Origin of the sequence: Bacillus sp. EKM501B, assembly GCF_011800505.1 — a bacterium.
In the GTDB taxonomy this organism is placed as follows: Bacteria; Bacillota; Bacilli; order Bacillales; family Bacillaceae_G; genus Bacillus_A; species Bacillus_A cereus.
This window is the reverse complement of sequence record NZ_JAALFZ010000001.1, coordinates 546,223-572,291: the sequence shown is the minus strand read 5'-3', so window position 1 is coordinate 572,291 and position 26,069 is coordinate 546,223. Positions and strand designations below refer to the sequence as shown.

Sequence of the window (26,069 nt, the reverse complement as noted above, 5' to 3'; positions counted from 1 at the left end):
ATAAACGAGTTGTTATCTCCTCAAAATAAGAAACCGCATCAACATCTCCAAATAGCTCTCCATAAAATAAATCTTATGACAGTACTACATTTATTCAATGCAGTCCCAATATATGAATAAGATGGTTATTCTTATATTTCGGCAATAGTCCCTTTCAACCTATGATCACAGATTCCATTAAATCTCCCATAGCTTACTCTTTCCTATCGCGGCCTCTACCTTTGAGAGTAGATGAGGTAAGTCTATTTAATTTTCAAACATCTAATTGTTGCTATTAACAATACCAAAGGACCATTTTATTTGTCAAACAATTTTTTATATTGTTTTTTTGCAGTTTAGTTTTGTATCGTTTGGTAAGCGCTTTACTGAAATCTTTGTCACTTCCCATTCGCCTTCTTCGTTATTAAATGTAATCGTTACCTTCTCAAATGGTGGAGCAATTTTCCCAGCAACACGTTCATACTTTGTCACTTCAATACTTGCTTGAAATAAATATGTACCGCTATACACTTTTTTTAAACTAATAATTTTAGGACATTGATAAGGTTTCAAACTTCCATATTGTTTTTCAATTGCTTTATTTATTTTTGGAAATAAAACAGAATAAAGTGCATCTTCCATAAGAGGTGCATCATATTGGGCTACCGACACACTCGGTGAAGTAAAAAGTATAACACTACTGCATGCTATAAAATATAATAATTTTCGCATTATAACCTCCGTATTATCACGCGATTCTTTCTGCGTACAATAATTATCATACATAGAAATTCTGTTTTATTGTCTCCCACCACTCTTTTTCTACTCGATTATTATAAAAAAGCCCACAACCTTCTTTTATTTTCGTATAATGATACTCATAGTATAATAATCATAATAACAAAGGACTGTTCGTATATATAAAATGAGTCGTTAAGCAAACTGACTCTCAAGAACTGTCATGCTTTTTAGGAGAGGAGTATATTATGCTACAACATCTGTTTCCAAAACTGCGATTTGCACTCGTTGCAGTCGTTTTACTATGGATTAAAACATATATTGTGTACAAGCTAGCATTTGATATTAAAATTGATAATTTCTTTGAAGAATTCATGCTTTTTATCAATCCACTAGCTGCGTTACTTTTATTTTTCGGCTTAGCTTTACTTGCATCTAAGCACCGAAACCGAATTATAATTGGAATCAGTTTTATACTGTCATTTATTTTATTTGGAAACGCAATGTTTTATGGGTTCTATAACGATTTCGTTACTTTCCCAGTTTTATTCCAAACAAACAATATGGCTGATTTAGGGACAAGTATAAAAGAACTCTTTACGTACAAAACATTACTTTTATTTGCAGATGCAATTATTTTAATGTTTATTTCGCGTAAATTCCCATCATTTGGCGACAAAACACCACTTTCCCGCTCAGAGAAGCGAACTTTCTTTAGCGGTGTAACAGCTTTATTAGCACTACAAATTGTTGTATCAGTTATTTATAAACCACAAATGTTCTCACGCTCATTTGACCGTCAAACTGTCGTGAAGAATTTAGGTTTATACACATATCATCTATTTGATATTACGCTTCAATCCAAGTCCTCAGCTGAGCGTGTATTTGCAAGTGGGGATGGGTTTTCTGAAATTAAAAACTATACAGACTCAAAAGACAAACGAGTTGATAAAAACTTATTTGGAGCTGCAAAAGGTAAAAATGTAATTTTAATTTCAATGGAATCTACACAAAGCTTTGTTATTAATAAAAAAATAAATGGAAAAGAAATTACACCATTTTTAAATGAATTTATTAAGGATAGTTTCTATTTCGATAACTTCTATCATCAAACTGGACAAGGTAAAACTTCTGATGCTGAATTTATCGTTGAAAACTCACTTTATCCGCTAGATCGTGGTTCTGTATTCTTTACTCATGCAACAAATGAATACACAGCGACACCAGAACAATTAAAGAAATACGGATATTCTTCTGCCGTCTTCCATTCAAATGATAAAACGTTTTGGAATCGGGATGTAATGTATCCTGCGCTTGGATATGATCGTTACTTTAATTTAAATGATTACGCAGGAACGGAGCAAATGTCTGTCGGTTGGGGATTAAAAGATAAAGAGTTCTTTGAACAATCTATTCCAAAGTTAAAATCTTTACCGCAACCGTTCTATACAAAATTTATTACATTAACAAATCATTTTCCATTTCTTCTAAATCCGGAAGATCAATATGTTGATGAATTCAACTCGGAAAGTGGTGTTGTAAACCGCTACTTCCCAACTGTTCGTTACACAGATGAAGCTCTTAAATTATTTATTAAACAATTAAAAGAAGAAGGATTGTATGATAATTCCGTTATTGTCATCTATGGTGATCATTACGGTATTTCCGAAAACCATAACGCAGCTATGGCACAGTTCCTAGGAAAAGATACTATTACACCATTCGATTCTATGCAATTACAACGAGTCCCTCTTATTATTCATGTGCCTGGCCAAGAAGGAAAAGTTGTTTCTAAAGTATCCGGTCAAATTGATATTAAGCCAACGCTCCTTCATTTACTTGGTATTAAAACAAATAAATCCGTTGAATTTGGAACTGACTTATTTATTAAAGAGAAAGACCCGCTTATGGTAATGCGTGATGGTAGCTTTGTTTCTGAAGAGTATGTTTATACAAAAAATATGTGCTACAAAAGAAGTACGGGTGAAGAAGCTGACATGACGCTATGTCAGCCGTATATTGAAAAAGCAAAAACAGAATTAAAACTCTCCGATAAATTAATTTATGGAGATTTATTACGCTTCGATCCTAATAATCGATATAAAACTGGAACGATGACAACGAAATTTGAATAGTAAAGGAAGCAACTTTATACAAGTTGCTTCCTCTTTTTATTTTCACTTAATTTTCAAACCATCCTTCTATGAAATCTTTCACAAATTGGTAATTTCTTTCGTATGAGGAATAAATTTATGGTATGATAAAATAAGTAAACTTTCATACACTAATTAAGAATTTATTACAGAAAGCAAGGGATCAGATTTTGTATAGAGCAGCTATTCCAAACTTATTTACGCTCGGAAATTTATATAGCGGATTTTTATCAATCGGCTATGCATCTTTAGGATATTATAAATCAGCTGCTATTTTAGTACTTATCGGGATGATGTTAGATAGTCTTGATGGTCGTGTTGCTCGTTTATTACGTGTTGATTCACAAATGGGAAAAGAGCTCGACTCGCTTGCAGATGTCGTAACATTTGGTGCAGCACCAGCTGTTTTAATGTATTACACATCTTTCTCAAACTACGGAATCATCGGATTATACATAGCGGGATTATTCCCTCTTTTCGGAGCATATCGTTTAGCACGATTTAATGTAACACCATCTTCTACTTCAATGAAATATTTCACTGGAGTACCGATTACAGCAGCGGGAGGGCTTGTTGCTTTCTTAACATTATTTTCACATACCATTCCAAAAATCGTTCTTATTACCGTATTTGTAACGTTCGCATTTTTAATGGTGAGCCGCATTCGTATCCCAAGTTTAAAAGATGTACCAATTCCACGATATAGCATCATTATTACACTATTTTTAGTTGGAATCATTATTACAATGTATCAAACAGGATTTGGAAATTTTTCTGTTTTCTTATTTATTGCCATTCCACTATATATTTTGTACATGTTATCTCAATTCATTAGACAAAGACCGTCTAAAAAAGCGAATAAAGAAAAATAAGAAAACCTTCCGAGTCCGGAAGGTTTCTTTTTATTTTGTAACTAATACCTTTTGATTTACAGGTGTTACTGGCTCTTCACCGTTTAATACAGCTAAAATATTTCTGACAGCCATTTCAGCCATCGCATCACGAGTTTCAAATGTTGCATTCCCTACGTGTGGAGCAAGTACTACATTCTTTAATTCTTTTAGCTCTTCTGTAATTTTCGGTTCAAATTCAAACACGTCAAGAGCTGCTCCTTCAATTTCATTCGTTTTTAATGCATGAGCAAGTGCTGCTTCATTCATAATTGGCCCACGTGAAGCATTTACAATATACGCTGTTTTCTTCATCATTTTAAACTGCTCTTCATCAATCATATGATGTAATTTTGGATTATAAGCACAGTTAATTGTAATAAAGTCTGCTGTTTGTAATAATTCTTCCAACATCACATACGTTGCCCCCAGCTCACTTTCAGCTTCAAGCTTACGATTTGGCCCTGTATATAAAACATCCATTCCAAATGCTTTCGTACGTTTTGCAACAGCCTTCCCGATTTCTCCAAGACCTATAATTCCGATTGTCTTACCATGAACTTCTCGTCCTAAGAAAAATAACGGTGCCCATCCGTTAAATCCAGTCGTACGACATAACGTATCCCCTTCAGGAATTCTACGCGCCGCTGCTAAAAGAAGTGCAAATGTTAATTCTGCAGTCGCTTCCGTTGATACTTTCGGTGTATTCGTAACTGCAATTCCTTTTTCGCCCGCATACGTGTAATCAATATTGTCGTAACCAGCACCATAGTTTGCAACAATCTTTAAATGAGGGGCTGCATCAATAACTTCTTTTGGCACCTTTGTCGAAAGTAAACTTAACAATGCATCTTTATCTTTTACACGCTCTGTTAATTCATCTATAGAAATTAACTCCTCTTTATCGTACATTTCTACATCATGATCTTTTAATAGTTCTAATCCAATTTCCGGAATTTTTCCCGCTACTAATATTTTTGCCACTACTAACACCTCTTCTATAGAAAATAAGATATCTCTTATATTTCATTGTAAGAAATCCACATATAAAAACCAAGGAATTTGATTATAGTTTTAAAAATCGACACTTTTCCATGAAAAAAGAGGAGATGCAACTCTCCCCTTTTCTTACGCTTTTTCCTGCGATTCTTTTCCAAGCTTCACATCAATCGTTCCTTCTGCAACCGTATCGCTAATTTGCTCCTCAATAACCGATTGAGATTCAGCATTCGTTTCAGAAGTATAAGCTTGTTGCTGTGCACCTTGTACATTTTGTTTATTTTGTTGTTTCGCCATTTCTTACCCTCCTTTTCATTCTTTCTTATTTTGAACAAAAAGGACGGTTTTCATCAAAAAATTGCGTTTCATTTTGAATTTGTTACTTCTTCTTCAAGCGACCTCATTACTCTTGCTCGCTTCGTAAATGTTGCAACCTGAGTAACACCGTGAGCTAGTAATGTTTGTACATTTTCTTGTACATAATTCCCTAAATCATTTGGATAATGGGCATCCGAAGAAATCGTAATTGGAACACCATACTTAGCTAATACTTGTAAATATAGTGGACTTGGGCACATTTCACGAACAGGATAACGATAGTATAATCCTGCATTTATTTCTGTTGCCGTATTCGTTTCTACTAACGCACAGGCAATTTCCTCATAATAAGAAAGCTGTTCATTCTCATCCAATCGATAATTAAATACCTTTATATTATCAAGATGAGCGATAATATCAAATAACTCGGTACGAATCGCACTCTCAACTGTTTTAAAAAACATATCATATAATGCGCGTAGGTCATGCTTCTCAAAATATTCTTTCGTATCTGGATTATCAAATCCCCAGCCATTTAAAAAATGAACGGAACCAATTATATAATCAAAGTCTCCTAGCGCTAATAATTCTTTTAACTCTCCTTCACAACCAATAAAATAATCCGCTTCAATTCCAAGTTTAAGTGTGACACCTCTTTTACTCCATCGTTCTTTCGCCTCTTCAATGCCCTTTGTAAAATCATACAGTGAAACTACCCTTACTTGATCTAACCATTCCTTCTGTATACGACCGAGCTTAGAATCACTAATATCTACATATTTTTCATAATATCCTTTCGCTTCATGAAAACGATATAAATGATCAACAATCCCAACTTCTGTTATACCTTTTCGCACAGCTTCTTCTAAATAGAGGTCCATCCATTCTGTTGTAAATGGCCCTTCCTTCACACGCTTTTGCAAACGCTCTTGTGTTTTCATAAGCCAATCAATAGAATGCCTTTCTTGAAGCGGTTCATAACGTTCCAGCGCTTCATTTATTTTAGCAAGCCATCCTATTGAATACGGTCCTTCTTCTAAGTGAAGATGATAATCTACTTTCATATACATTCCCCCTTATAATGTATCTATTTCCCTTCTATCCCCAACTCTCGAAAGCTTTCCATTTCGTTCTTTCACCTCTCGCATGACATCTTCCAATGTAATATTTTTTTCAGCTAATAAAACGAAACAGTGATAAAATACATCAACCATTTCTTTCACTACTTCTTCTTTATCATTATTTTTACATGCGATAATTACTTCAGCACACTCTTCACCAATTTTCTTTAAAATTTTATCTTCTCCTTTTGAAAATAAATAATTTGTATACGATTCAGGAAGTGGGCTTTCCTTTCGTTCTTCAATTATTTTATACAGCAACTTAAAGGCATTTTCCATATGTATCCCCCTATATAATTTGATAGTGAAAACATGTCTTCTCTCCCGTATGACAAGCAGGTCCTACTTGTTTCACATTCACAACAATTGAATCTTGATCACAATCTAAATATAAAGATTGCACATATTGAAGATTCCCTGATGTTTCCCCCTTATTCCATAACGACTGCCTCGAACGAGAATAAAACCATGTTCTTTTCGTCTCTAACGTTTTTTCATATGCTTCTTCATTCATATAAGCTAGCATTAAAACTTCTTTCGTACCTTCTTCGATGACAATTGCTGGTATTAATCCTTTTGAAAAATTAGGTTTCATAACCGCACCTCAACATTTGCATCTCTTAATTTTCGCTTTACACTCTGCACTGTCGCCTCACCATAATGAAAGATGGATGCCGCTAACGCTGCATCAACTGTTGTCTTTTGAAAAACTTCTATAATGTGATCCGTATGACCACAGCCCCCTGATGCGATGACTGGAATGGAAACACTTTTTGAAATTTCTTCTGTTAAACGAAGGTCATATCCGCTTTTCGTTCCATCTGCATCCATACTCGTTAACAAAATTTCACCTGCCCCAAGTTTAACAACACGCTTCGCCCATTCTATGGCATCCATTCCTGTGTCAACTCTTCCGCCGTTGACGTATACGTTCCATTTACCTTCTGCTACTTTTCTAGCATCAATTGCCACGACAATACATTGTGATCCAAAGTGTTCTGCCCCTTCTTCTATAAGCTTCGGGTTTCGCACTGCCGCTGAGTTTATTGAAACTTTGTCTGCTCCAGCTCTTAGTAAATTGTACATATCTTTCACACTTGAAATCCCCCCGCCAACCGTAAGAGGAATAAATACTTTAGCTGCTGTTTTTTCTACAACATCTATAATCGTTTTTCTTCCTTCATGAGTCGCTGTAATATCTAAAAATACGATTTCATCTGCCCCTGCCTCGTTATATGCTTCAGCTATTTCAACCGGATTACCGACATCTTGTAATCCTATAAAATTTACACCCTTTACGACTCGCCCTTCTTTCACATCTAGACATGGAATGATTCGTTTCGCTAACATAACTTCGTTACCTGTAACACTTCTTCTAAATCAATCGTTTTCTCGTAAAGCGCCTTTCCAATTATGACACCATATATATTCATATCATTTAACTTTTTCACATCTTGAATAGATGCCACTCCTCCAGAGGCGATGAGACGAATGCCCACACTTTTTTGAAGTATCGCTAATTGTTCAAAATTTGGACCTGTAAGCGTCCCGTCTTTCGAAATGTCTGTAAACACAATCGTTTGAACACCTAAACTTTCCATTTGTTTCGCTAAACTAACGTAAGAAATTTCAGACAGATCAAGCCAACCTCTCGTTGCTACGAAACCATTTTTCGCATCAATTCCAACAATGATTTTCTCTTTATATAGACGAACTGCTTCCTCTAAAAATGAATTATCATAAAGAGCTGCTGTTCCTAAAATCACTTTTTCTACACCTGCTGACAATAACTTCTCCACCGTTACAAGTGAACGAATTCCTCCTCCCACTTGCACAGGAATACGTACCGCCTTGCAGATTTTTTCAATGACGGGCAAATTTAACGACTCGCCAGCAATTGCACCGTCTAAATCAACAATGTGTAGTATTTCCGCTCCAAGCTTTTCAAATATGATCGCCTGCGCTACCGGATCTTCATTCATCACCGTTTCTTTACTAAACTCTCCTTGATAAAGTCTAACGCATCGCCCTTCTTTTAAATCGATAGCTGGGAAGATTTCCATGCTTCTACCACTCCTTGAAAATTTTTTAATATTTGCATGCCAATTTCGCCACTTTTTTCTGGATGAAACTGTGTACCAAATACATTTCCTTTCGCGACAAACCCTGGTATTTGCATTCCATAATCACTTACTCCGCATACAATTTCATCTGGACAATCCGCGTAATATGAGTGAACATAATACACGAAAGAACCATCCACTAATCCATTCCAAAGCGGAAATTCTCTTTCCTTCCTTAATTCATTCCATCCCATATGAGGAATTTTATACGAAACTTTTAACTTCCGAATTTCACCTGGTAGTAAACCTAACCCGCTACAATCTTTTAGTTCCTCACTTCGTTCAAATAAAAGTTGCATGCCCAAACATATACCGAGGAGTGGTTTTCCTATGTCACAAACTTCTTTTAGTACACACACTAAATCTCTTTCTTTTAATACTTCCATCGCTTTCGGAAATGCACCTACTCCCGGTAGAATCACGCCATCGCTTCTCAATATCTCTTCTTTATCACTCGTTACAATGTACTCTGCCTCAATATATTTTAATGCTTGCTCTACACTGCGAATATTCCCCATTCCATAATCTATAATGGCAATCAATTACAACATCCCTTTCGTTGAATTTACACCAGTAATGTTGGCATTTTTTTCGACCGCTTCTCTAAGCGCTCTACCAAAAGCTTTAAATAATGCTTCAATTTTGTGATGTGTATTACTTCCGTATAGAACGCGCGCATGTAATGTAATATTGGCAGCATGTGCAACTGCTCTAAAAAATTCTTCCGTCAATTCTGTATCAAAATCCCCGAGCTTCGGATTTGTTAATTCCCCTTGAAATACACAATATGAGCGTCCACTTATATCAATTGCAACAAATCCTAAAGATTCATCCATCGGTACATACGCGGAACCGTAACGATTAATTCCTTCTTTATTTTGCAATGCTTCTTTCAAGCAATTTCCGAGTACAATTCCAACATCTTCAACGGTGTGATGTGCATCGACAAATACATCACCTTCTGCCTCAACTTGCAATCCAAATCTTCCATGTCTAGCAAATAAAGTCAGCATATGATCGAAAAAACCAACCCCCGTTTGAATAGATACACTCGTACTTTCATCAAGCTGCAAACTTAATTTAATTTTTGTTTCTGTCGTCTCACGTGCTTGACTGGACTGACGCATTATTTTTCCTCCTCAAACCTTATTTGGATTGCTCTCGCATGTGCATGTAACCCTTCTTTATTTGCAAGCTCTACAATATGATGCTGTACATTTTTTAATGCTTCCTCTGTATAAGAAATAAAACTTGATTTTTTCACAAAATCATCGACTGATAACGGAGAAAAAAATCTTGCCGTTCCGCTCGTTGGTAATACATGATTCGGTCCCGCCAAATAATCCCCGAGCGGTTCAGGTGCATATGGCCCAAGGAAAATAGAGCCTGCATGTTTCACATAATCTAGAGCATTCATCGGTTCTTTTATATGTAACTCTAAATGTTCTGGAGCAATTTTATTTGATAACTTTAGTGCCTCCTCTAAAGAAGCAACGATAAAGATGGCTCCATTTCTATTTATTGATTCACGTGCAATTTCACTTCTTGGTAACGTTTCTAACTGTCTTTCTACCTCTTTTTCTACTTCTTTAGCTAGTTCCATATTCGTTGTAATACAAATCGCCGTTGCTCTCTCATCATGCTCTGCTTGCGATAATAAATCCGCTGCGATATATTTTGCATTACCTGTTTCATCCGCGACAACTACAATTTCTGATGGACCAGCAATCATATCGATATTTACTATCCCGTATACTTCTCGTTTCGCTAGAGCGACGTACAAATTTCCCGGTCCAACTATTTTATCCACTTTCGGAATCGATTCCGTCCCGTATGCTAAAGCAGCAATTGCTTGTGCGCCACCTATCGTATAAATTTCATCTACTCCCGCAAGATTTGCAGCAGCTAATATATGAGGATCAATTCCCCCTTTCCTCGGCGGTGTTACCATTACAATCTTTTTCACACCTGCAAGTTTCGCCGGCAATACATTCATTAATACTGAAGAAGGATATGAGGCTGTCCCACCCGGTACATATACACCTACATTTTCTAATGGCCGAATAAGCTGCCCTCTAATTATGCCTTTACTTTCACAATCGAATATTGAATACTTCTTTTGCTTTTCGTGATACGAAACAATGTTTTTCTTCGCCTCTTTTAAAGCTTCTAAAAATGAATTCTCTACAAACATACTCGCTTGCTGTATTTCTTCTTCACTTACACGAAAATTTTTCATCTCTACACCATCAAACTTTTTTGTATAGAAAGATAAAGCCTCATCATTCCCTTCCCTTACATGTCTAATGATTTCTCTTACACTTCTTTGAACAGTTTCTTCTATTATATTAGCGTTTTCTCTTAGCACTTTTATTTTAGATAATGCCTCCTTAAAATCTTCATAAATGATTTCCACTTTAAATCCTCCTATTTCCCTGATAAGATTTCTTGCTCCATCATATTTATAATACTGAATATTTCGTCTTTTTTAGTTTTTAAAGCTGCCTTATTCACAATCATCCGAGCTGATATAGAGTGCATTTCCTCAAATACAATGAGTCCATTCTCTTGTAATGTTTTTCCTGTTTCAACAATATCTACAATTGCATCCGCCAATCCAAGAAGAGGAGCGATTTCTACAGAACCTTCTATTTTAATAATTTCTACATCCTCTCCCTTATCATGAAAATAAGTAGAAGTAATATGCGGGTATTTCGTAGCAATTCTTTTTTTTCGGTAACTCTTCGGATTATACGTAGGAATAGAAGCAACACAAAACTTACAAATCCCCACTCCTAAATCCAGCATTTCATAAATATCTTTCTCGTTTTCCATTAAAATATCTTTTCCAACGATGCCAATATCAGCTACCCCATGTTCTACATAAGTAGCAACATCAACCGCTTTTACTAAAATAAATGAAATATTTGTATTTTTACTTTGAAATACAAGCTTCCGACCTTTATTTTTGAGCTCGGAACAATCAATTCCAATCTGCTCAAAAAGTGGAATGACATGTTTTTCTAATCTTCCTTTCGTTAACGCAATTTGAATGTTACGCATGAAGCCTCTCCTTCTTTCTGGACTACCCATTTCTCATTCCATACATATTCCACTAAATATTCATTCTTTGCCTCAACAACCGTTCCTATTTTATTTTTTCTTGCAAATTGAAAGGTATCGCTTAAATTAGAGAATAGAGATAACCAAGCATTCTTCCCATCCTTTCGAAGTAAATTTCGTAACCTTTCTGCTTCCGCTAATCTATTTAACTCATAATGAATCACAATATCAATTTGATTTCGTTCATATGGTTCTTGCTGCTCTTGCAGCGCCTTCACAATTTGATTTACTTGTACCGCGAGTCCAACAGCTGGCAGCATTTCTCCAAAATTGCCAATTAGCTCATCGTATCTTCCGCCACTAACGATTTCTTCTCCAATTTCATATATATATCCTTTGAAAATAACACCCGTATAGTAATCTAAGTGTTGAATCATGCCCAAATCAATTGATATATAAGAACCATATCCTAACGTTTCAATTGTTTCATACATTTCTTTTATTCTTGCAATTGCCATTTTCATTTCATTACTTGAAGCAAGCTTTTCTGCTTCCTCAATAACTTCTAAATTTCCAAATAGCCTTGGCAATTTCTCAAGTAACCTTACTGTCTCATCGCATCGATTTAATTTCTTTTCTCCGATAAAATTTGAGAGGGCTGCATAATTTTTACTTTCTATATACGTTCTAAGTACCCTTTCTTCTTCATCATGGATGGAGAGTTTTTTTACAATACATTTATATAACTGTACTTGCCCAATCTCAATTGTAAAAGATTGCACCTTCAACTTTTGAAGTGCTTGAATGACACTTATTACACATTCAATTTCAGCTCTTACATTATCAATCCCGATAACTTCAATACCACTTTGTACGATTTCATTATATTTTCCAGAATGGGATTCATTCGCTCGAAATACATTCCCGCTATACGTCACTTTAAGTGGCGTATCCCATCTCTGTGTTCCAATAACTCTCGCTAAAGGAATTGTCATATCTGGACGTAAAACGATAATCCTTCCCTTTTCATCAAAAAATTTATACATCTTCTCTTCATCTATCGGTCTATTTTGAAATGCAAAAACGTCATAAAATTCAATTGTAGGTGTTCTTATTTCTTCATAACCTCTCTCTAAAAAAGTAAGCCTTAATTTTTGTTCTACTTCTTCAATTAACGTACATTCTTCGAATAAATAATCTCTCGTTCCATTTGGATTTGCCCGTTTCCATTTTGTCATCTAAATTTTCACACCTTTCCCCTTCTAATGTATGCCTATTTCATTCCCCTAAGCCGAAAATAAAAAGAGCCTTGTAGACAAAATACCTACAAGGCTCTTCAGTAGAGTGTAGGTACAACGGGAATAACCCTTGTACCTACACGTTTTCACGCTAGGTTCAAGGGTTTCATGTATGATGATGTAGTTGTGTAAGCATTGTAATAGATTGCACGATATTCATAATACTTACTCCCTTTCTCCTCTGATTTTCACATAGTATATAACAGTTAATTTTGAATGTAAATACATTTTTAATATTCCGTCATTTTTTTAATGTAAAGCCATTTTTCTTTCATACTCTTTTATTTCTTGTTCATATTGCATTGTAATACTAATTTCATCTAAACCATTTAATAACTTCTCTTTCCACATTTTCTCGATTGTAAAATGGAATCTATGCGTATTCGTTGTCATTATTTCATTTTCTAAATCAACTGTGATTTGTTCTCTCGCATCTGTTTTAGCAAGTTGTTCACGCATATCTTTATCCATTACAATCGGTAACATGCCATTTTTCATACAATTCATATAAAAGATATCGGCAAATCCTCCAGCGATAATAACGCGGAAACCATAATCAGCAAGTGCCCATGGAGCATGTTCTCTTGACGAGCCACATCCAAAATTATCGCCTGTGATTAATATACTGGCTCCTTTTCTTTCTTGTGCATTAAGCGGGAAATTAGGGTTTTCTTGGCGATTATTATCATATCGCCACTCATCAAATAAAAACTTCCCAAACCCAGTTCTTTCAATTCTCTTTAAATATTGCTTCGGAATAATTTGATCTGTATCAATGTTATCATTCATCAGTACTGCGGCAGTACCTTTATGAATACGAAATGGCTCCATCATAACTCTCCTTTCTAATATCAACAAAATGACCATATAACGCAGCCGCTGCCGCCATTGCCGGGCTAACTAAATGCGTTCGTGCTCCCTTTCCTTGTCTTCCTTCAAAATTGCGATTTGACGTAGAGGCACAATGTTCCCCTTCAGGCACTTGATCTGGATTCATACCTAGACACATTGAGCATCCGGGCTCTCTCCATTCAAATCCAGCTTCTTCAAATATGCGATGTAATCCTTTATGCATCGCTGCTTCTCTTACCCTTTGAGATCCAGGTACAACAAGTGCTCGCACGCCTTCTTTTACTTTTTTACCTTTCACGACAGATGCAGCAATTTCTAAATCAGAAAGCCTAGAATTTGTACAAGATCCAATGAAAACATGTTGAACTGGAATGTCATACGTACTTTGTCCGGGACTCAACCCCATATAAGAAAACGCTCTTTCGTCATTTGCATCATGCTTTTCTGGCAATTTCTCATCGATCCGAACACCCATACTAGGATTTGTTCCCCACGTAACGTACGGTGCTAAATCCGTAACATCTACTAGAATATGTAAATCATAAACTGCATCTAAATCTGTATAAAGTTCTGACCATTTTTTCTTAATAGATTCATAGTCTTTCGGTGCATATTTACGCCCTTTTACGTAAGCAACCGTTTTTTCATCTGGTGCAATAATGCCAGCCTTTGCTCCCCCTTCAATTGCCATATTGCAAAGCGTCATCCTCTCTTCCATATCCATAGCATGAATGGCCTCTCCGTAAAATTCCATTACGTAACCTGTTCCAACTGCTACTCCGTACTTTGAAAGAAGGTGTAAAATAATATCTTTCGCATAAACACCTTGCGGTAACTTTCCTTTTAACTCAATGCCCATTGCTTTCGGCTTTCGTTGCCATAACGTTTGCGTCGCCAATACATGTTCCACTTCACTCGTACCAATACCAAACGCTAGTGCGCCAAAAGCACCGTGTGTTGCTGTATGACTATCACCACAAACAATCGTTTTTCCTGGCTGTGTGAGTCCAAGTTCTGGTCCTATTACATGAACGATCCCTTGCTCTTCATCTCCGATATCCGCTAATGGCACCTGAAATTGTTTACAGTTTTCCCGAAGTGTATCTAGTTGCTGCTTCGCAATGCGGTCGGTAATATTCCAAACATCTTTCGTTGGAATATTATGATCCATCGTTGCAAATGTTAAATCTGGTCTGCGGACTGTTCGATTTGTAAGCCGCAAGCCTTCAAAGGCTTGCGGTGACGTTACTTCATGAACAAGATGTAGATCGATATATAATAAATCCAATCCATTTTCATTAGTCGCAACTACATGTCTTTCCCAAAGCTTATCTAGTAACCTTTTCCCCATTATCTTCCTCTCCCTACTAACGCTTGCTCTTCCATTTCTTGAATAACTGCCTTTGTAAATGAAGTTGTCGTTTCAGTCCCCCCGATATCTGCTGTACATTTTCCTGATTTAAGGACTGCAGAAACTGCTTCTTCAATTGAATATCCTTCTCTCGTTAATCCGAACGATTGCCCAAGCATCATTGCAACAGAACGCATCATCGCAATTGGATTCGCCTTATTTTTCCCCGCAATATCCGGTGCTGATCCGTGAATAGGCTCGTATAATGAAGGCCCCTTTTCAGCGTGACTTGCTGATGGAAGCATTCCTAATGATCCAGCTAATACTGAAGCCTCATCACTTAAAATATCACCAAATAAATTTTCCGTTACAATAACGTCAAATCTTCCTGGATTCCGAATTAATTCCATAGCTGCTGCATCTACTAAAATGTGTTCTACTTCCACATTTGGGTAGCGAAGTGCTACTTCTTCTGTCACAGTTCTCCATAATTTACTAGACTCTAAAACATTCGCTTTATCAATAGATGTTACTTTTTTCTTCCGCTTATTCGCTAATTGAAAAGCATACGAAACGATACGTTCAATTTCATGGCGATGATACGTAAGTGTATCTGTCGCCACTTCTTCCGTTCGCTCTTTCGGATAAGAAAAATAAATTCCGCCTGTTAATTCACGAACGACAACGAAATCAATTTCATCAGCGTTTTTTAATGGTGATAAATGTGCAGTTGCACTTTCTACCGTTACAGGGCGAACATTCGCAAATACACCGAGTCCTTTTCTTAATGCTAATAATCCTTTCTCAGGCCTTTCTTTCGCACTATCCCACCTTGGTCCACCTACTGCTCCAAGTAAAACCGCATCACTCGCTAAACAGGCGGCAAGTGTTCGCTGTGGTAATGGTTGCCCAGTTAAATCGATAGCAACACCACCAAAGTACTCATCTTGCAAATAAAAATGATGTCCATATAGCCTTTCTACCATACGCAATACTTCCTTCGCACTTTCCATTACTTCTGGACCAACACCATCACCAGCTAAACAAACGATACGTTTTTCCATTTTTAACACTCCTTTTAACTGAATTTTCAGAACTTTAATTTGATAGGTGAGGAAAGCTTCTCTCACCTATCAAATATTTATTTCACAAGCGCTATAAGAGATTTTAATTTCCCTGCTGCATGGACATAAGCTCTCGCCGACGCTTCCAATACGTCTTGCGCAACTCCGAAACCTGATATTTGGTGACTACCTTCTTTTAATTCAACATGAACGTGAGCAAGTGCATCTTGACCTTGTGTAATAGATTGTATGCGATAATCTGCCAATTCACATTCTAATCCTAAAATTCTTTGAATCGCATTGTATATCGCTTCAATACTACCAGAACCAGTGGCTGCATCTTCATATACATTTCCTTCCTCATCCTTCAGCACAACTGTTGCGCATTGTGTACTATTTGATACGAAATGCACTTGTAATTGCGTAATGTTATATTGCTGAGCTGCAAATGCTGCTTCACCAAGCATAAGTGCGCGTAAATCTTCTTCAGTAATTTCCTTTTTACGATCAGCCAACTTTTTAAATGCTTCGAATGCCGCATCTCGCTCTTCATTTGTAAATTCATAACCAAGCTCTTTCATTTTTTCCGTAAACGCATGACGGCCAGAATGTTTCCCAAGTACAAAGAGATTTTGAGATTCTCCTATAAGCGCTGGTTCGATAATTTCATAAGTTGTTACTTCTTTTAAAACCCCGTCTTGGTGAATGCCCGATTCATGAGCAAATGCATTCGCTCCAACGATTGCTTTATTTTTCGGTACAACCATACCCGTTAACCTGCTTACTAATATACTCGTCGCCTTAATTTCTTTTAAAGTCATTGAAGGCTCTGCTTTATAAAAATCTTTTCTAATATGAAGAGCTACCGCAACTTCTTCTAACGCTGCATTCCCTGCTCTTTCTCCAATGCCATTAATCGTTCCTTCTACTTGCAATGCTCCTCCTTCAACCGCAGCTAACGAATTTGCTACTGCCATACCAAGATCATCGTGACAATGACAAGAAAAAATCGCTTTTTCATATGATGGAACGGATTCTTGTAAGTATTTAAAAAGAGAATAATACTCTTCTGGATTCGTATATCCAACTGTATCCGGAATATTAATTACATTCGCTCCTGCTCGAATTGCAATTTCTACTGCTTCAGCTAAAAATGCTCTCGATGTTCTTGTCGCATCTTCTGCAGAAAATTGTACTGTCGGAAATAATGATTTTCCAAGCGTAACCGAGCGATGAATACTATTTAACACATCTTCTTTTGACATACAAAGTTTATATTTCATATGAATATCACTCGTAGCTAAAAATACGTGTAGACGAGGAGATACAGCACCTTTCACAGCTTCATATGCTCTTCGAATGTCACTTTCTTTCGCTCTAGCTAAACTCATAACCGTAGCATTTTGAATTGTATTCGCAATACGTTTTACCGATTGAAAGTCACCTTCGGAAGCTGCCGCGAATCCAGCTTCCATTACATGAATACCAAGCCTCTCTAATTGCCTAGCAATTTGTAATTTCTCTTGTTCATTTAAATTTACTCCTGGTGATTGTTCGCCATCACGAAGCGTTGTATCCATGAACAAAACCTGCTTCATATTATTTAACCCCTACCTTTACTCGCGGCTGTACGAAAGGCATCATTTCACGTAATTTACGTCCAACTACTTCGATTTCATGTTTATTCTCTTTCTCATTTGTCGCATGGAAATTTGGTCTTCCTGCTTTATGCTCTGCAATCCAGCCTCTTGCAAATGTACCATCTTGAATTTCTGCTAATACTGCCCCCATCGCTTTCTTCGTATCTTCAGTAACAACGCGTGGTCCTGATACGAAGTCTCCCCACTGCGCTGTATCTGAAACTGAATATCTCATATTTTCAAGTCCACCTTCGTACATAAGGTCAACGATTAGCTTCAGTTCATGTAAACATTCAAAATATGCAAGTTCAGGCTGATATCCTGCATCAACTAACGTTTCAAACCCTGCTTTTACAAGTGCAGTCACTCCGCCGCAGAGTACAGCTTGCTCTCCAAATAAATCTGTTTCTGTTTCTTCTTTAAACGTCGTTTCTAGTACACCAGCTCTCGTTGCTCCAATTCCGTCAGCATAAGAAAGTGCTTTTTCAGTCGCAACTCCTGTTGCATCTTGATATACTGCAAATAATGCAGGAACAGCCCCGCCCTCGGCGAACGTACGGCGTACGAGATGCCCCGGTCCTTTTGGCGCTACTAGAAATACATCTACATTAGCTGGTGGTTTTACTTGATCAAAGTGAACATTAAATCCATGTGCGAACACGAGGGAGTTTCCAGCCTGTAAATTTGGTGCAATTTCAGCTTCATATACTTCTGGTTGTAATTCATCAGGCAGTAGAATCATTACTACATCAGCTTTTTCCGCTGCTTCTGCTACTGTATATACAGAAAATCCATCTTCATTCGCTTTATTCCAAGACTTACCTTTTCTTAAACCTACTACTACATCAAATCCGTTATCACGTAAATTTTGCGCATGTGCATGACCTTGCGAGCCATATCCGATGATTGCTACTTTCTTTTCCTTTAATACATTTACTGTTACATCTTTCTCATAATAAACTTTTGCCATTTTCATTTCCCCCTATATTTAAATGATTATTGAATTAACATAACTTGCTTATCTTGTTTTTTCATACTACGTGTAAATGCTGTTACACCTGTTCTAGCAATTTCTTTCAAACCGTATGGACGAAGTAATTCAATTAACGCTTCTACTTTGTCTTGCGTACCTGTTACTTGCACAACTATGGAATCCTTCCCAACATCTATTACAGCGGCTCGAAACGGTTCAATTAAACTATATAACTCTGCCCTCGCTACAGAAGTTGCTACTTTAATAAGAGCAAGCTCTCTAGCAATCATCGCTTCTTCTGTAATATCTGATACTTTCAGTACGTCAATTTGCTTATGCAGTTGTTTAATTAACTGCTCCACTTGCTGTTCACTTTCAACGTGTACAACAATCGTCATTCGCGATATATCTGATGATTCTGTATGACCTACTGAAATACTTTCAATATTAAAATGTCTTCGTGTCATAACCCCTGTAATTCGGTTTAAAACACCACTTTGATTTCGAACTGTCGCTGTAACAATTCTCTTCACCCTTTTTCCACTCCCTCCATTTGGTGAACACCTTTTCCTGGCGCAACCATCGGCATAACCTTCTCTGATTGAAGTACACGACAATCAATTACGACTGGCTCTTGTAATTCAATAGCATGCTGGATTTGCTTCTTTGCAAGAAGTGGATCGTCAATACGAACACCTTTTATGCCATATGCATTCGCAAGAGCGACGAAATCTGGTTGGCATGGTAATAAAGAATGTGAATATCTTTGATTGTAAAATTCATCTTGCCATTGTCTTACCATTCCTAAAGCTTCATTATTTAAAATAAATACTTTAACGGGTAAAGCGTGTTCTTTTAATACACTTAATTCTTGTAGAGTCATTTGAAACCCAGCATCACCAACAATTGCAATAACTAATTCTTCAGGCTTTGCAATTTGCGCACCGATTGCTGCTGGAAATCCAAACCCCATCGTTCCTAATCCACCAGAAGTTACCCATTTATCTGGATTTTTCAGCGGATAATATTGGGCTGCCCACATTTGGTGTTGCCCAACGTCTGTTGTTACAATCGCTTCTCCCTTCGTAATTTCATATAACATATCAATTGCGTATTGGGGCTTAATACTTTCAGAATTTCTTTTATAAGAGAATGGATATTGTTCTTTTCTCCCCTTTAATAAAGTGATCCATTCATGATGATTTTCTTTTCCCCCTTCTGGTTCAAGTAATACTTCCAATGCCCGCTTAGCACTTGCAACAATAGGAATTTCAGTTGGCACATTTTTCCCGATTTCTGCTGGATCGATATCGATATGCGCAACAGTAGCCCCTTTAGCAAAATAAGCTAAATTCCCTGTAAGCCGATCATCAAATCTCGCGCCTATATTAATGAGTAAGTCACATTCATATAACGCCATATTGGCTGTATAAGAACCATGCATTCCTCCCATCCCTAGAAATAGTTCATCATCTGGTGGAAAACCACCAAGACCAAGTAATGTATGCACAACAGGGATTTCATATTTACGAGCAAAATTTGTCAATTCTTTCGAAGCTTTCGCATGCAATATACCCGCTCCAGCTAAAATTAACGGTTTTTTTGCGGTTTCAATTACTTTGAGTAATTTGTTTATTTGAAGTAGATTCGGTTCATAATTAGGGTTATATCCCGGTAAATCCATTTGTACATTGCTACATTGCTCACCTTTCTCGACTACCATATCTTTCGGAAGGTCAATAACGACTGGTCCTGGTCTTCCAGTTTTAGCAATATGAAATGCTTCTTTAATAATTCGAGGTAAATCTGAGGCCTTTCGCACTTGATAGTTATGTTTTGTCACTGGCATCGTAAGTCCCATAATATCTGCCTCTTGAAAAGCATCGCTCCCAATTAACGTTGTTGCTACTTGGCCTGTAAATACTACAAGTGGCAATGAATCAATCATCGCATCAGCTAGACCCGTAATTACATTTGTAGCACCTGGCCCACTCGTTGCAATTACAACCCCTGGATGCCCTGTAATTCTGGCATACCCTTCAGCAGCGTGAATTGCCCCTTGCTCATGCCTTGTTAAAATATGCGGAATTTCACAATCATACAATGCATCATAGAGAGGTAAAACGGCACCACCCGGATAACCGAAAATCACTTCTACGCCTTCCTTTTCTAGCGCTTCTAACAATAGCTGTGCACCAGTTGCCAGTTTCTCTTCCGTTTTTGAAGACATTGTTCTTATAAGCCCCCTTTTTCAAACTTTTATACAATAAAAAAATCCTACGTCCACACTCCAGCTATGTGCTGAAGGGACGAAAGATTTCGCGGTACCACCCTTCTTCGCAAGAATACTCTTGCCTCAGTGATCCATAAATGGATCTAGCTAATAACGGAGCTACCGTCTAAGCCTAGACAAATGCTTTAGCTTAGCACTCAAGGGCGATGTTCGTCGACGTGAACCATCGGTTTTCAGCAACCACCGACTCTCTGTGAGGCTTCACAATCAACTACTCCTCCCTATCAACGCTTTCTTATGTTAAAAAAGTTGTTATCCAACTTTATTTTCTTCGTAAATTTTCTCTCCATCTTCTACAACTAACTTACGAAACTCTTTTAATAAACGGTTCGTATGTGGACCTGTTTGCCCTAAGCCAATCGTTCTACCATCTACTGTCGTAACAGCAATCACTTCAGCAGCTGTTCCTGTTAAAAACACTTCATCAGCTACATATACATCATGTCTTGTAAATAACTCTTCTCTTACGTCATACCCAAGTTTTTCGCCGATTTCTAAAATGGCGTTTCGTGTAATACCTTCTAACGCTCCAGCAGAACTTGGTGGTGTAATTAATTTATTTCCTTTAACAATAAACACGTTATCTCCTGATCCTTCAGCTACATATCCTTGATCATTTAACATAAGTGCTTCTTGTACTCCAGCTAATTTCGCTTCAATACGAACTAAAATATTGTTTAAGTAATTTAAAGATTTTACTTGAGGGGATAAAACATCGGGACGATTTCGGCGCGTTGCAACTGTTACAACTGGAATCCCTTTCTCATAATATTCTTGTGGGAATAAAGATAATTGTTCTGCAATTACTACTACATTCGGCTTCTTACATGAATCGGGATCCAATCCAAGATTTCCTGCTCCTCTTGATACAACAAGGCGAATGTATCCATTAGATAATTTATTTTGTCGAATCGTCTCAACAACAATATTTGTTACTTCATCTAATGAATATGGAATTTCTAAAAGGATTGATTTTGCTGATTCATACAGCCGGACAAGATGCTCTCTCAAACGGAAAACATTACCGCTATAAACTCTAATTCCTTCAAACACTCCATCGCCATATAAATAGCCATGATCATATACTGAAACTTTTGCCTCATCTTTTGGAACAAATTCTCCATTTAAGAAAATCCATTGCTCATTCACTAGAAGCGCCTCCTATGTTCTATGAATTTTTTATTGTTTCCTAGTTTACTCTCCTTTCTAAATAAATCAAGTGAATTTTTAGAAAATTTATAATTTTTAATCATACGTACTTCTTTGCTTATACTGATTTAACAACATTGTTAACGTTTACAAAAAGTCAAAAAATTTTTTTCGCCAATTTCCACTAAAAAAATATTTGTTTAAAAGAAGGATTTTCATCAATTGATACGAATCTATTGTATTCAATAAACGGACGTCCTATTTTATAAATCTGGGAATATATAACGACTTTTGCTGAAAAAGGGGGAAAATAACAAAAATAGCGCTGTCTAAAAATAACATTCATATTTTTCATTTCGTAATCATAATCCTATTTTTAAAAAACAATTTGTCAAAATAAAGGAGGAAATAAATATGGCGTGTGTACAAATTAAAGGAACGAGACAAGAGGTAGTAGAAATGCTGCAATTATTTGATCTAATGGATACGAAAGGTTTTTGTAAATTCGATAATTACGTAGAGGTAGAACCAAATACGAAAGAACATAATCATTTTATTGCTTCAATCGACATCCATTCAAATACTTCTTCAGCACAAGATACATTAAACGATCAATTCGTTAGTCAAATGCTTACTGGCGTATATAACGACTAAACAAAGATTTACTTCCTACCGTCTTTTCATAAATATATGCAGTGAACTTGAGCATACTAGCAATTAGATGGTAGGAGGTGATAATTATGGCTAGAATTGGCGTTGAAAACTCATTAACAGACGTTCAACAAGCTCTTCAACAACAAGGTCATGAAGTTGTTACACTTAACTCAGAACAGGATGCACAAGGGTGTGATTGTTGCGTTGTAACTGGGCAAGATTCTAATGTGATGGGCATTGCAGATACATCAATTAAAGGATCAGTCATTACAGCTCACGGTTTAACAACGGATGAAATTTGTCAACAAGTTGAAAGTCGCACTTAAAAAATGAAAGAGGACTCCTTTTAAAAGGAGTCCTCTTTTTTATATTCACCTAACGGGAAAGTAACATATACTGGATGAAAGCCCTACCTCTCTCTCATCATTACGGTTCCACTGACCGCTCCTTGATTCACTAGTATACATATATAGCTTACAAATACAATTTATAGGGTTTGTTCACAAAAGTTGTTGATAAAATTACCCGATCTTTCGCAAACTTTTCGTATTGCATTCATAAGAGATATTTACTTTACACTAGCTGTAACCGAGACACGAATTAAAATCTTAACACCAATACAATAACTTGTCAACTTTTTTCCGCAAATTAAAAACAGACATTAACGGTTTGTCTGTTTTAGAATGGAGCTTTTTCTTTTATTACATATACAACAAAGCCGCTTACTAACATAAATAAGCCAACTACTAAGTTTTTGATATTAATCATAAATTCCTCTCCCTTATTCCACACATCATATATATTTACATTTCAATTATTCCGATCATCCTAAAGCGCACTTTTTCTAATATATCATAATTCCTAAAAAATGCAAGTTCACTTTTGACGACCATTCACAAATTTATCTACAGTGCTTGGTACAGTATTTAAAGCCTTTTCAATTAAATGTGTACTGCTGTTGAGATGTAATACTTGCACCCCATTAGAACCAACTACTAAAAAAGCTACTGGACTAATGGAAACCCCAGCCCCGCTTCCTCCTCCAAATGGATGCCCTTGTTTGTTCTCTTTATGCTGATTTTGCCCACCGTTATGTTTTTCAGTGATGAAATCCCCTTTAAAATCACTTCCACCAGCTCCAAAACCAAAAGCCACTTGAGATACTGTTAATACTACATTTCCGTCAGCTGTTGAAACCGGGCTCCCAACAATTGTATTTACATCTACCATCTCTTTTAAATTTGTCATTGCCGTTTTCATTAAATTTTCAATTGGATGTTCCATTATGTATTGCACCCTTTCCTCATTATTCCTTTTTATATTTTCCAAAATAGAGGAAGTCATACTAACTTTTCCTATTTCAAAAAAACATTTTCCTTCTTTTAAAAGATACTACTCCCTGTACATGCTCCGGTATAGTGAAACTTTAATCAGTGGGATGTGTACGTAGCTCGACTCCCACAAATAGCGGGATAAAAAAGAAAAAGAGATACATACTACTATTGAACCTTGTTATGAAAGGAGTCATGACTTTGACTGAGAAATTTGATGATTATAAAAGAAGAGATAGAATAGATAGTGATTATAGTGACTATAAAGAAGAATACGCCGCTGAGGTTGCACCACAACGCATTGATTATGATTACGATGATAAAGACGATAAAGATGTTGTAAAATCGTCCGCTGCTGGATCAACTGCTGGTTTTATCGCTCTTGCGCTATCTATCTTATCGCTATTTACATTTCCAACACTATTTGGTCTTGTTTCTGTTTTACTCGGTATTTACGCTTATAATCGCGGAGCTACTGTAACTGGCGGTATCGCTGCAGTTGTCGGTGGAATTGCTGCACTTATCGCAATTTTATTCCGAGTAGCACTTATTGGTCTATTGTTCTCCCTGTTCTAAAAAAGAAAAAGGTATCTCGCTTAACGCGGGATACCTTATCCTGTAAACACATCTTCCGATGGATATTTTATTTTTTGTTTTGCTGGTCGCGCTAAAGAGAACACAAGTGTTAATGGTCCAATTAATCCGCAGAACATAACAAACATAATAATACATTTTCCGAATGCCGATAGCTGTGCAGTAATTCCCATCGTTAATCCGACTGTGCCAAACGCTGATATTGTCTCAAATAATAATTGAATAAAGCTGAAGTTTTCTGTAAGCATTAATATGAATACCGCTGCTAAAATAAGTATTTGACTGGCAACAGCAATTGCTAATGCCCTCGTTACTGTCGACATTTTAATTGTACGCTGAAATAAAACAATTTCCTCCTTTTTTCTAAAGAAAGAAAGGACAGATGTAATTAAGATAACAAACGTCGTTAATTTAATTCCTCCACCTGTCGATACACTTCCTGCACCAATAAACATTAAAATCATCGTAAATAATATAGATGATTCTTCCATACCTCCATAGTCAACCGTATTAAATCCAGCTGTCCGCGGAGTAATACCTTGAAAGAAGGAAGCCCATAGTTTTTCATTTAAAGATAAATTCCCTAACGTCTTCACATTATTATATTCCAATACAAAAATTACAATCATTGCTATAACATTTAGCACTACTGTTCCAATAATCATTATTTTTGAGTGAAGTGATAATTTTCGAAAACTGCGACTATACCATATATCAATTAATACGGTAAAACCGAGTCCTCCGATTACAATTAAAGAGCAAATCCCAATATTAATAATGGGATCCCCTACATATCTTGTTAAATTATCTGGCCATAAAGCAAATCCTGCATTATTATAAGATGCAATTACATGAAAAATACTATAGTATAAACCTTTTCCAAAACCAAACTCTGGAATAAAGCGAAACGATAAAAAGATGACCCCAATAAGTTCAATACAAATCGAAAATATAAAGACACGCTTTACTAATTTTACAAGACCACCTATATTTGTTTGATTAAATGCTTCTCCAATTAATAAACGATGGCGTAATCCGATTTTTTTACCTAGTACCCAAACAATTAAAATGGCAATTGTCATAAGACCTAAACCACCTGTTTGAATTAAAAACATAATAACAATTTCGCCAAACACCGTAAATGTACTTGCTGTATCCACTACTCCCAAACCAGTTACGGTCGCTGCTGACGTTGCTGTAAAGAAAGCATCTACCCAACTAATATGTGCTTTCGTTGCGAATGGTAATTTTAATAACAAACCACCAACCACAATTAAGCAGAAAAAGCCTAATGCTAATATTTGTGGTGGGTTTAATCGTATAAGACGATTATACAGCCCTTGTTTTTTTGTTACGTCCATATCACTAACTCCCTTATTAAAGTGAAGCTTCCCCTCATAAATAAAAAGCTTTTTAAAAGCCCTTAAATAATTGGGACAAACCTTATATTCTCATAATATAGTTGAGCATAATCCTTTTTTTCATA

29 protein-coding genes, 1 riboswitch and 1 other annotated feature are annotated in these 26,069 nt (G+C 36.5%); of the genes, 5 read left to right on the top strand and 24 right to left on the bottom strand.

The window, feature by feature from the left end; all coding sequences use genetic code 11:
• Window positions 1-44 precede the first annotated feature (44 nt).
• A riboswitch (Lysine riboswitch) is annotated at window positions 45-226 on the bottom strand.
• A gap of 89 nt (window positions 227-315) precedes the next feature.
• The gene (locus HFD78_RS03015; RefSeq protein WP_001228823.1) at window positions 316-711 is read right to left on the bottom strand and encodes a DUF3888 domain-containing protein; all 396 of its coding nucleotides are present in this window, start codon (window positions 709-711) and stop codon (window positions 316-318) included.
• 254 nt (window positions 712-965) lie between these two features.
• On the opposite strand from HFD78_RS03015, the gene HFD78_RS03010 reads away from it, so the two are divergent.
• Window positions 966-2,852, top strand: coding sequence for an LTA synthase family protein (locus HFD78_RS03010; protein ID WP_016109657.1), 1,887 nt, complete (start codon window positions 966-968; stop codon window positions 2,850-2,852).
• A 188-nt stretch (window positions 2,853-3,040) separates the two neighbouring features.
• Window positions 3,041-3,742 carry a CDP-diacylglycerol--serine O-phosphatidyltransferase gene (gene pssA, locus HFD78_RS03005; protein ID WP_000285417.1) on the top strand — a complete coding sequence of 234 codons (702 nt, stop codon included), beginning with the start codon at window positions 3,041-3,043 and terminating at the stop codon, window positions 3,740-3,742.
• A gap of 30 nt (window positions 3,743-3,772) precedes the next feature.
• Here pssA and HFD78_RS03000 read toward each other — a convergent pair whose 3' ends face one another.
• From HFD78_RS03000 to ilvE, 20 genes are all read right to left on the bottom strand, one after another.
• Window positions 3,773-4,744, bottom strand: a complete 972-nt coding sequence (locus HFD78_RS03000) for an NAD(P)-dependent oxidoreductase (RefSeq protein WP_097862901.1) — start codon at window positions 4,742-4,744, stop codon at window positions 3,773-3,775.
• Between the two features lie 144 nt (window positions 4,745-4,888).
• Window positions 4,889-5,056 carry a YozQ family protein gene (locus tag HFD78_RS02995; protein ID WP_001118880.1) on the bottom strand — a complete coding sequence of 56 codons (168 nt, stop codon included), beginning with the start codon at window positions 5,054-5,056 and terminating at the stop codon, window positions 4,889-4,891.
• A 68-nt stretch (window positions 5,057-5,124) separates the two neighbouring features.
• On the bottom strand, window positions 5,125-6,141 hold the full coding sequence (locus HFD78_RS02990) for a histidinol phosphate phosphatase domain-containing protein (protein ID WP_016109656.1): 1,017 nt from the start codon (window positions 6,139-6,141) through the stop codon (window positions 5,125-5,127).
• Between the two features lie 12 nt (window positions 6,142-6,153).
• A complete protein-coding gene (gene hisE / locus HFD78_RS02985) occupies window positions 6,154-6,477 on the bottom strand; it encodes a phosphoribosyl-ATP diphosphatase (protein WP_000426351.1) in 324 nt (107 codons plus the stop codon).
• Window positions 6,478-6,487: 10 nt separating this feature from the next.
• Complete coding sequence (hisI, locus tag HFD78_RS02980; RefSeq protein ID WP_000803961.1) at window positions 6,488-6,793, bottom strand: phosphoribosyl-AMP cyclohydrolase; 306 nt, start codon at window positions 6,791-6,793, stop codon at window positions 6,488-6,490.
• Complete coding sequence (gene hisF / locus HFD78_RS02975) at window positions 6,790-7,548, bottom strand: imidazoleglycerol phosphate synthase cyclase subunit (RefSeq protein WP_000880117.1); 759 nt, start codon at window positions 7,546-7,548, stop codon at window positions 6,790-6,792. Before hisF ends, hisI begins: the two co-directional genes overlap by 4 nt.
• Window positions 7,542-8,261 carry a 1-(5-phosphoribosyl)-5-[(5-phosphoribosylamino)methylideneamino]imidazole-4-carboxamide isomerase gene (gene hisA / locus HFD78_RS02970; protein WP_000402299.1) on the bottom strand — a complete coding sequence of 240 codons (720 nt, stop codon included), beginning with the start codon at window positions 8,259-8,261 and terminating at the stop codon, window positions 7,542-7,544. Before hisA ends, hisF begins: the two co-directional genes overlap by 7 nt.
• Complete coding sequence (gene hisH / locus HFD78_RS02965) at window positions 8,234-8,863, bottom strand: imidazole glycerol phosphate synthase subunit HisH (RefSeq protein WP_097813781.1); 630 nt, start codon at window positions 8,861-8,863, stop codon at window positions 8,234-8,236. Before hisH ends, hisA begins: the two co-directional genes overlap by 28 nt.
• A complete protein-coding gene (gene hisB / locus HFD78_RS02960) occupies window positions 8,864-9,448 on the bottom strand; it encodes an imidazoleglycerol-phosphate dehydratase HisB (RefSeq protein WP_001249951.1) in 585 nt (194 codons plus the stop codon). It lies immediately after the preceding gene.
• Window positions 9,448-10,737: a histidinol dehydrogenase gene (gene hisD / locus HFD78_RS02955; protein WP_097813780.1), complete on the bottom strand. Its 1,290-nt coding sequence runs from the start codon at window positions 10,735-10,737 to the stop codon at window positions 9,448-9,450. The genes hisB and hisD overlap by 1 nt, the downstream gene beginning before the upstream one ends.
• Window positions 10,738-10,748: 11 nt before the next feature.
• Window positions 10,749-11,384: an ATP phosphoribosyltransferase gene (gene hisG, locus HFD78_RS02950; protein WP_001244485.1), complete on the bottom strand. Its 636-nt coding sequence runs from the start codon at window positions 11,382-11,384 to the stop codon at window positions 10,749-10,751.
• Complete coding sequence (locus tag HFD78_RS02945) at window positions 11,360-12,622, bottom strand: ATP phosphoribosyltransferase regulatory subunit (protein ID WP_000170293.1); 1,263 nt, start codon at window positions 12,620-12,622, stop codon at window positions 11,360-11,362. The genes hisG and HFD78_RS02945 overlap by 25 nt, the downstream gene beginning before the upstream one ends.
• A 309-nt stretch (window positions 12,623-12,931) precedes the next feature.
• A complete protein-coding gene (leuD, locus tag HFD78_RS02940; protein WP_097862900.1) occupies window positions 12,932-13,513 on the bottom strand; it encodes a 3-isopropylmalate dehydratase small subunit in 582 nt (193 codons plus the stop codon).
• Window positions 13,491-14,885 carry a 3-isopropylmalate dehydratase large subunit gene (gene leuC / locus HFD78_RS02935; RefSeq protein WP_000518102.1) on the bottom strand — a complete coding sequence of 465 codons (1,395 nt, stop codon included), beginning with the start codon at window positions 14,883-14,885 and terminating at the stop codon, window positions 13,491-13,493. Before leuC ends, leuD begins: the two co-directional genes overlap by 23 nt.
• A complete protein-coding gene (leuB, locus tag HFD78_RS02930) occupies window positions 14,885-15,949 on the bottom strand; it encodes a 3-isopropylmalate dehydrogenase (protein ID WP_087966059.1) in 1,065 nt (354 codons plus the stop codon). The genes leuC and leuB overlap by 1 nt, the downstream gene beginning before the upstream one ends.
• A gap of 77 nt (window positions 15,950-16,026) precedes the next feature.
• Window positions 16,027-17,547, bottom strand: coding sequence for a 2-isopropylmalate synthase (gene leuA, locus HFD78_RS02925; RefSeq protein WP_000815753.1), 1,521 nt, complete (start codon window positions 17,545-17,547; stop codon window positions 16,027-16,029).
• A 1-nt stretch (window position 17,548) separates the two neighbouring features.
• Window positions 17,549-18,559, bottom strand: a complete 1,011-nt coding sequence (gene ilvC / locus HFD78_RS02920; RefSeq protein WP_001151747.1) for a ketol-acid reductoisomerase — start codon at window positions 18,557-18,559, stop codon at window positions 17,549-17,551.
• 26 nt (window positions 18,560-18,585) lie between these two features.
• A complete protein-coding gene (ilvN, locus tag HFD78_RS02915; RefSeq protein ID WP_000822952.1) occupies window positions 18,586-19,095 on the bottom strand; it encodes an acetolactate synthase small subunit in 510 nt (169 codons plus the stop codon).
• Window positions 19,092-20,792, bottom strand: a complete 1,701-nt coding sequence (gene ilvB, locus HFD78_RS02910; protein WP_000095832.1) for an acetolactate synthase large subunit — start codon at window positions 20,790-20,792, stop codon at window positions 19,092-19,094. The genes ilvN and ilvB overlap by 4 nt, the downstream gene beginning before the upstream one ends.
• Window positions 20,793-20,864: 72 nt before the next feature.
• Window positions 20,865-21,092: a binding site (T-box leader), on the bottom strand.
• A 15-nt stretch (window positions 21,093-21,107) separates the two neighbouring features.
• Window positions 21,108-22,004: a branched-chain-amino-acid transaminase gene (ilvE, locus tag HFD78_RS02905; protein ID WP_001005487.1), complete on the bottom strand. Its 897-nt coding sequence runs from the start codon at window positions 22,002-22,004 to the stop codon at window positions 21,108-21,110.
• A gap of 414 nt (window positions 22,005-22,418) precedes the next feature.
• Between ilvE and HFD78_RS02900 the strand changes: the two genes are divergently transcribed.
• Both HFD78_RS02900 and HFD78_RS02895 read left to right on the top strand, forming a co-directional pair.
• Window positions 22,419-22,658, top strand: coding sequence for a DUF3911 family protein (locus tag HFD78_RS02900; RefSeq protein ID WP_000752512.1), 240 nt, complete (start codon window positions 22,419-22,421; stop codon window positions 22,656-22,658).
• Window positions 22,659-22,744: 86 nt separating this feature from the next.
• The gene (locus tag HFD78_RS02895; RefSeq protein WP_000101022.1) at window positions 22,745-22,984 is read left to right on the top strand and encodes a YkuS family protein; all 240 of its coding nucleotides are present in this window, start codon (window positions 22,745-22,747) and stop codon (window positions 22,982-22,984) included.
• Between the two features lie 352 nt (window positions 22,985-23,336).
• Here HFD78_RS02895 and HFD78_RS02890 read toward each other — a convergent pair whose 3' ends face one another.
• Together HFD78_RS02890 and ytfJ are read right to left on the bottom strand one after the other, a co-directional pair.
• Window positions 23,337-23,426 carry a hypothetical protein gene (locus tag HFD78_RS02890; protein ID WP_000608227.1) on the bottom strand — a complete coding sequence of 30 codons (90 nt, stop codon included), beginning with the start codon at window positions 23,424-23,426 and terminating at the stop codon, window positions 23,337-23,339.
• 108 nt (window positions 23,427-23,534) lie between these two features.
• On the bottom strand, window positions 23,535-24,002 hold the full coding sequence (gene ytfJ, locus HFD78_RS02885) for a GerW family sporulation protein (RefSeq protein WP_000204234.1): 468 nt from the start codon (window positions 24,000-24,002) through the stop codon (window positions 23,535-23,537).
• 188 nt (window positions 24,003-24,190) lie between these two features.
• On the opposite strand from ytfJ, the gene HFD78_RS02880 reads away from it, so the two are divergent.
• Window positions 24,191-24,565: a hypothetical protein gene (locus HFD78_RS02880; protein ID WP_000136546.1), complete on the top strand. Its 375-nt coding sequence runs from the start codon at window positions 24,191-24,193 to the stop codon at window positions 24,563-24,565.
• 35 nt (window positions 24,566-24,600) lie between these two features.
• Here HFD78_RS02880 and HFD78_RS02875 read toward each other — a convergent pair whose 3' ends face one another.
• Window positions 24,601-25,944, bottom strand: a complete 1,344-nt coding sequence (locus HFD78_RS02875; RefSeq protein WP_097813779.1) for a TrkH family potassium uptake protein — start codon at window positions 25,942-25,944, stop codon at window positions 24,601-24,603.
• Window positions 25,945-26,069: the final 125 nt, after the last annotated feature.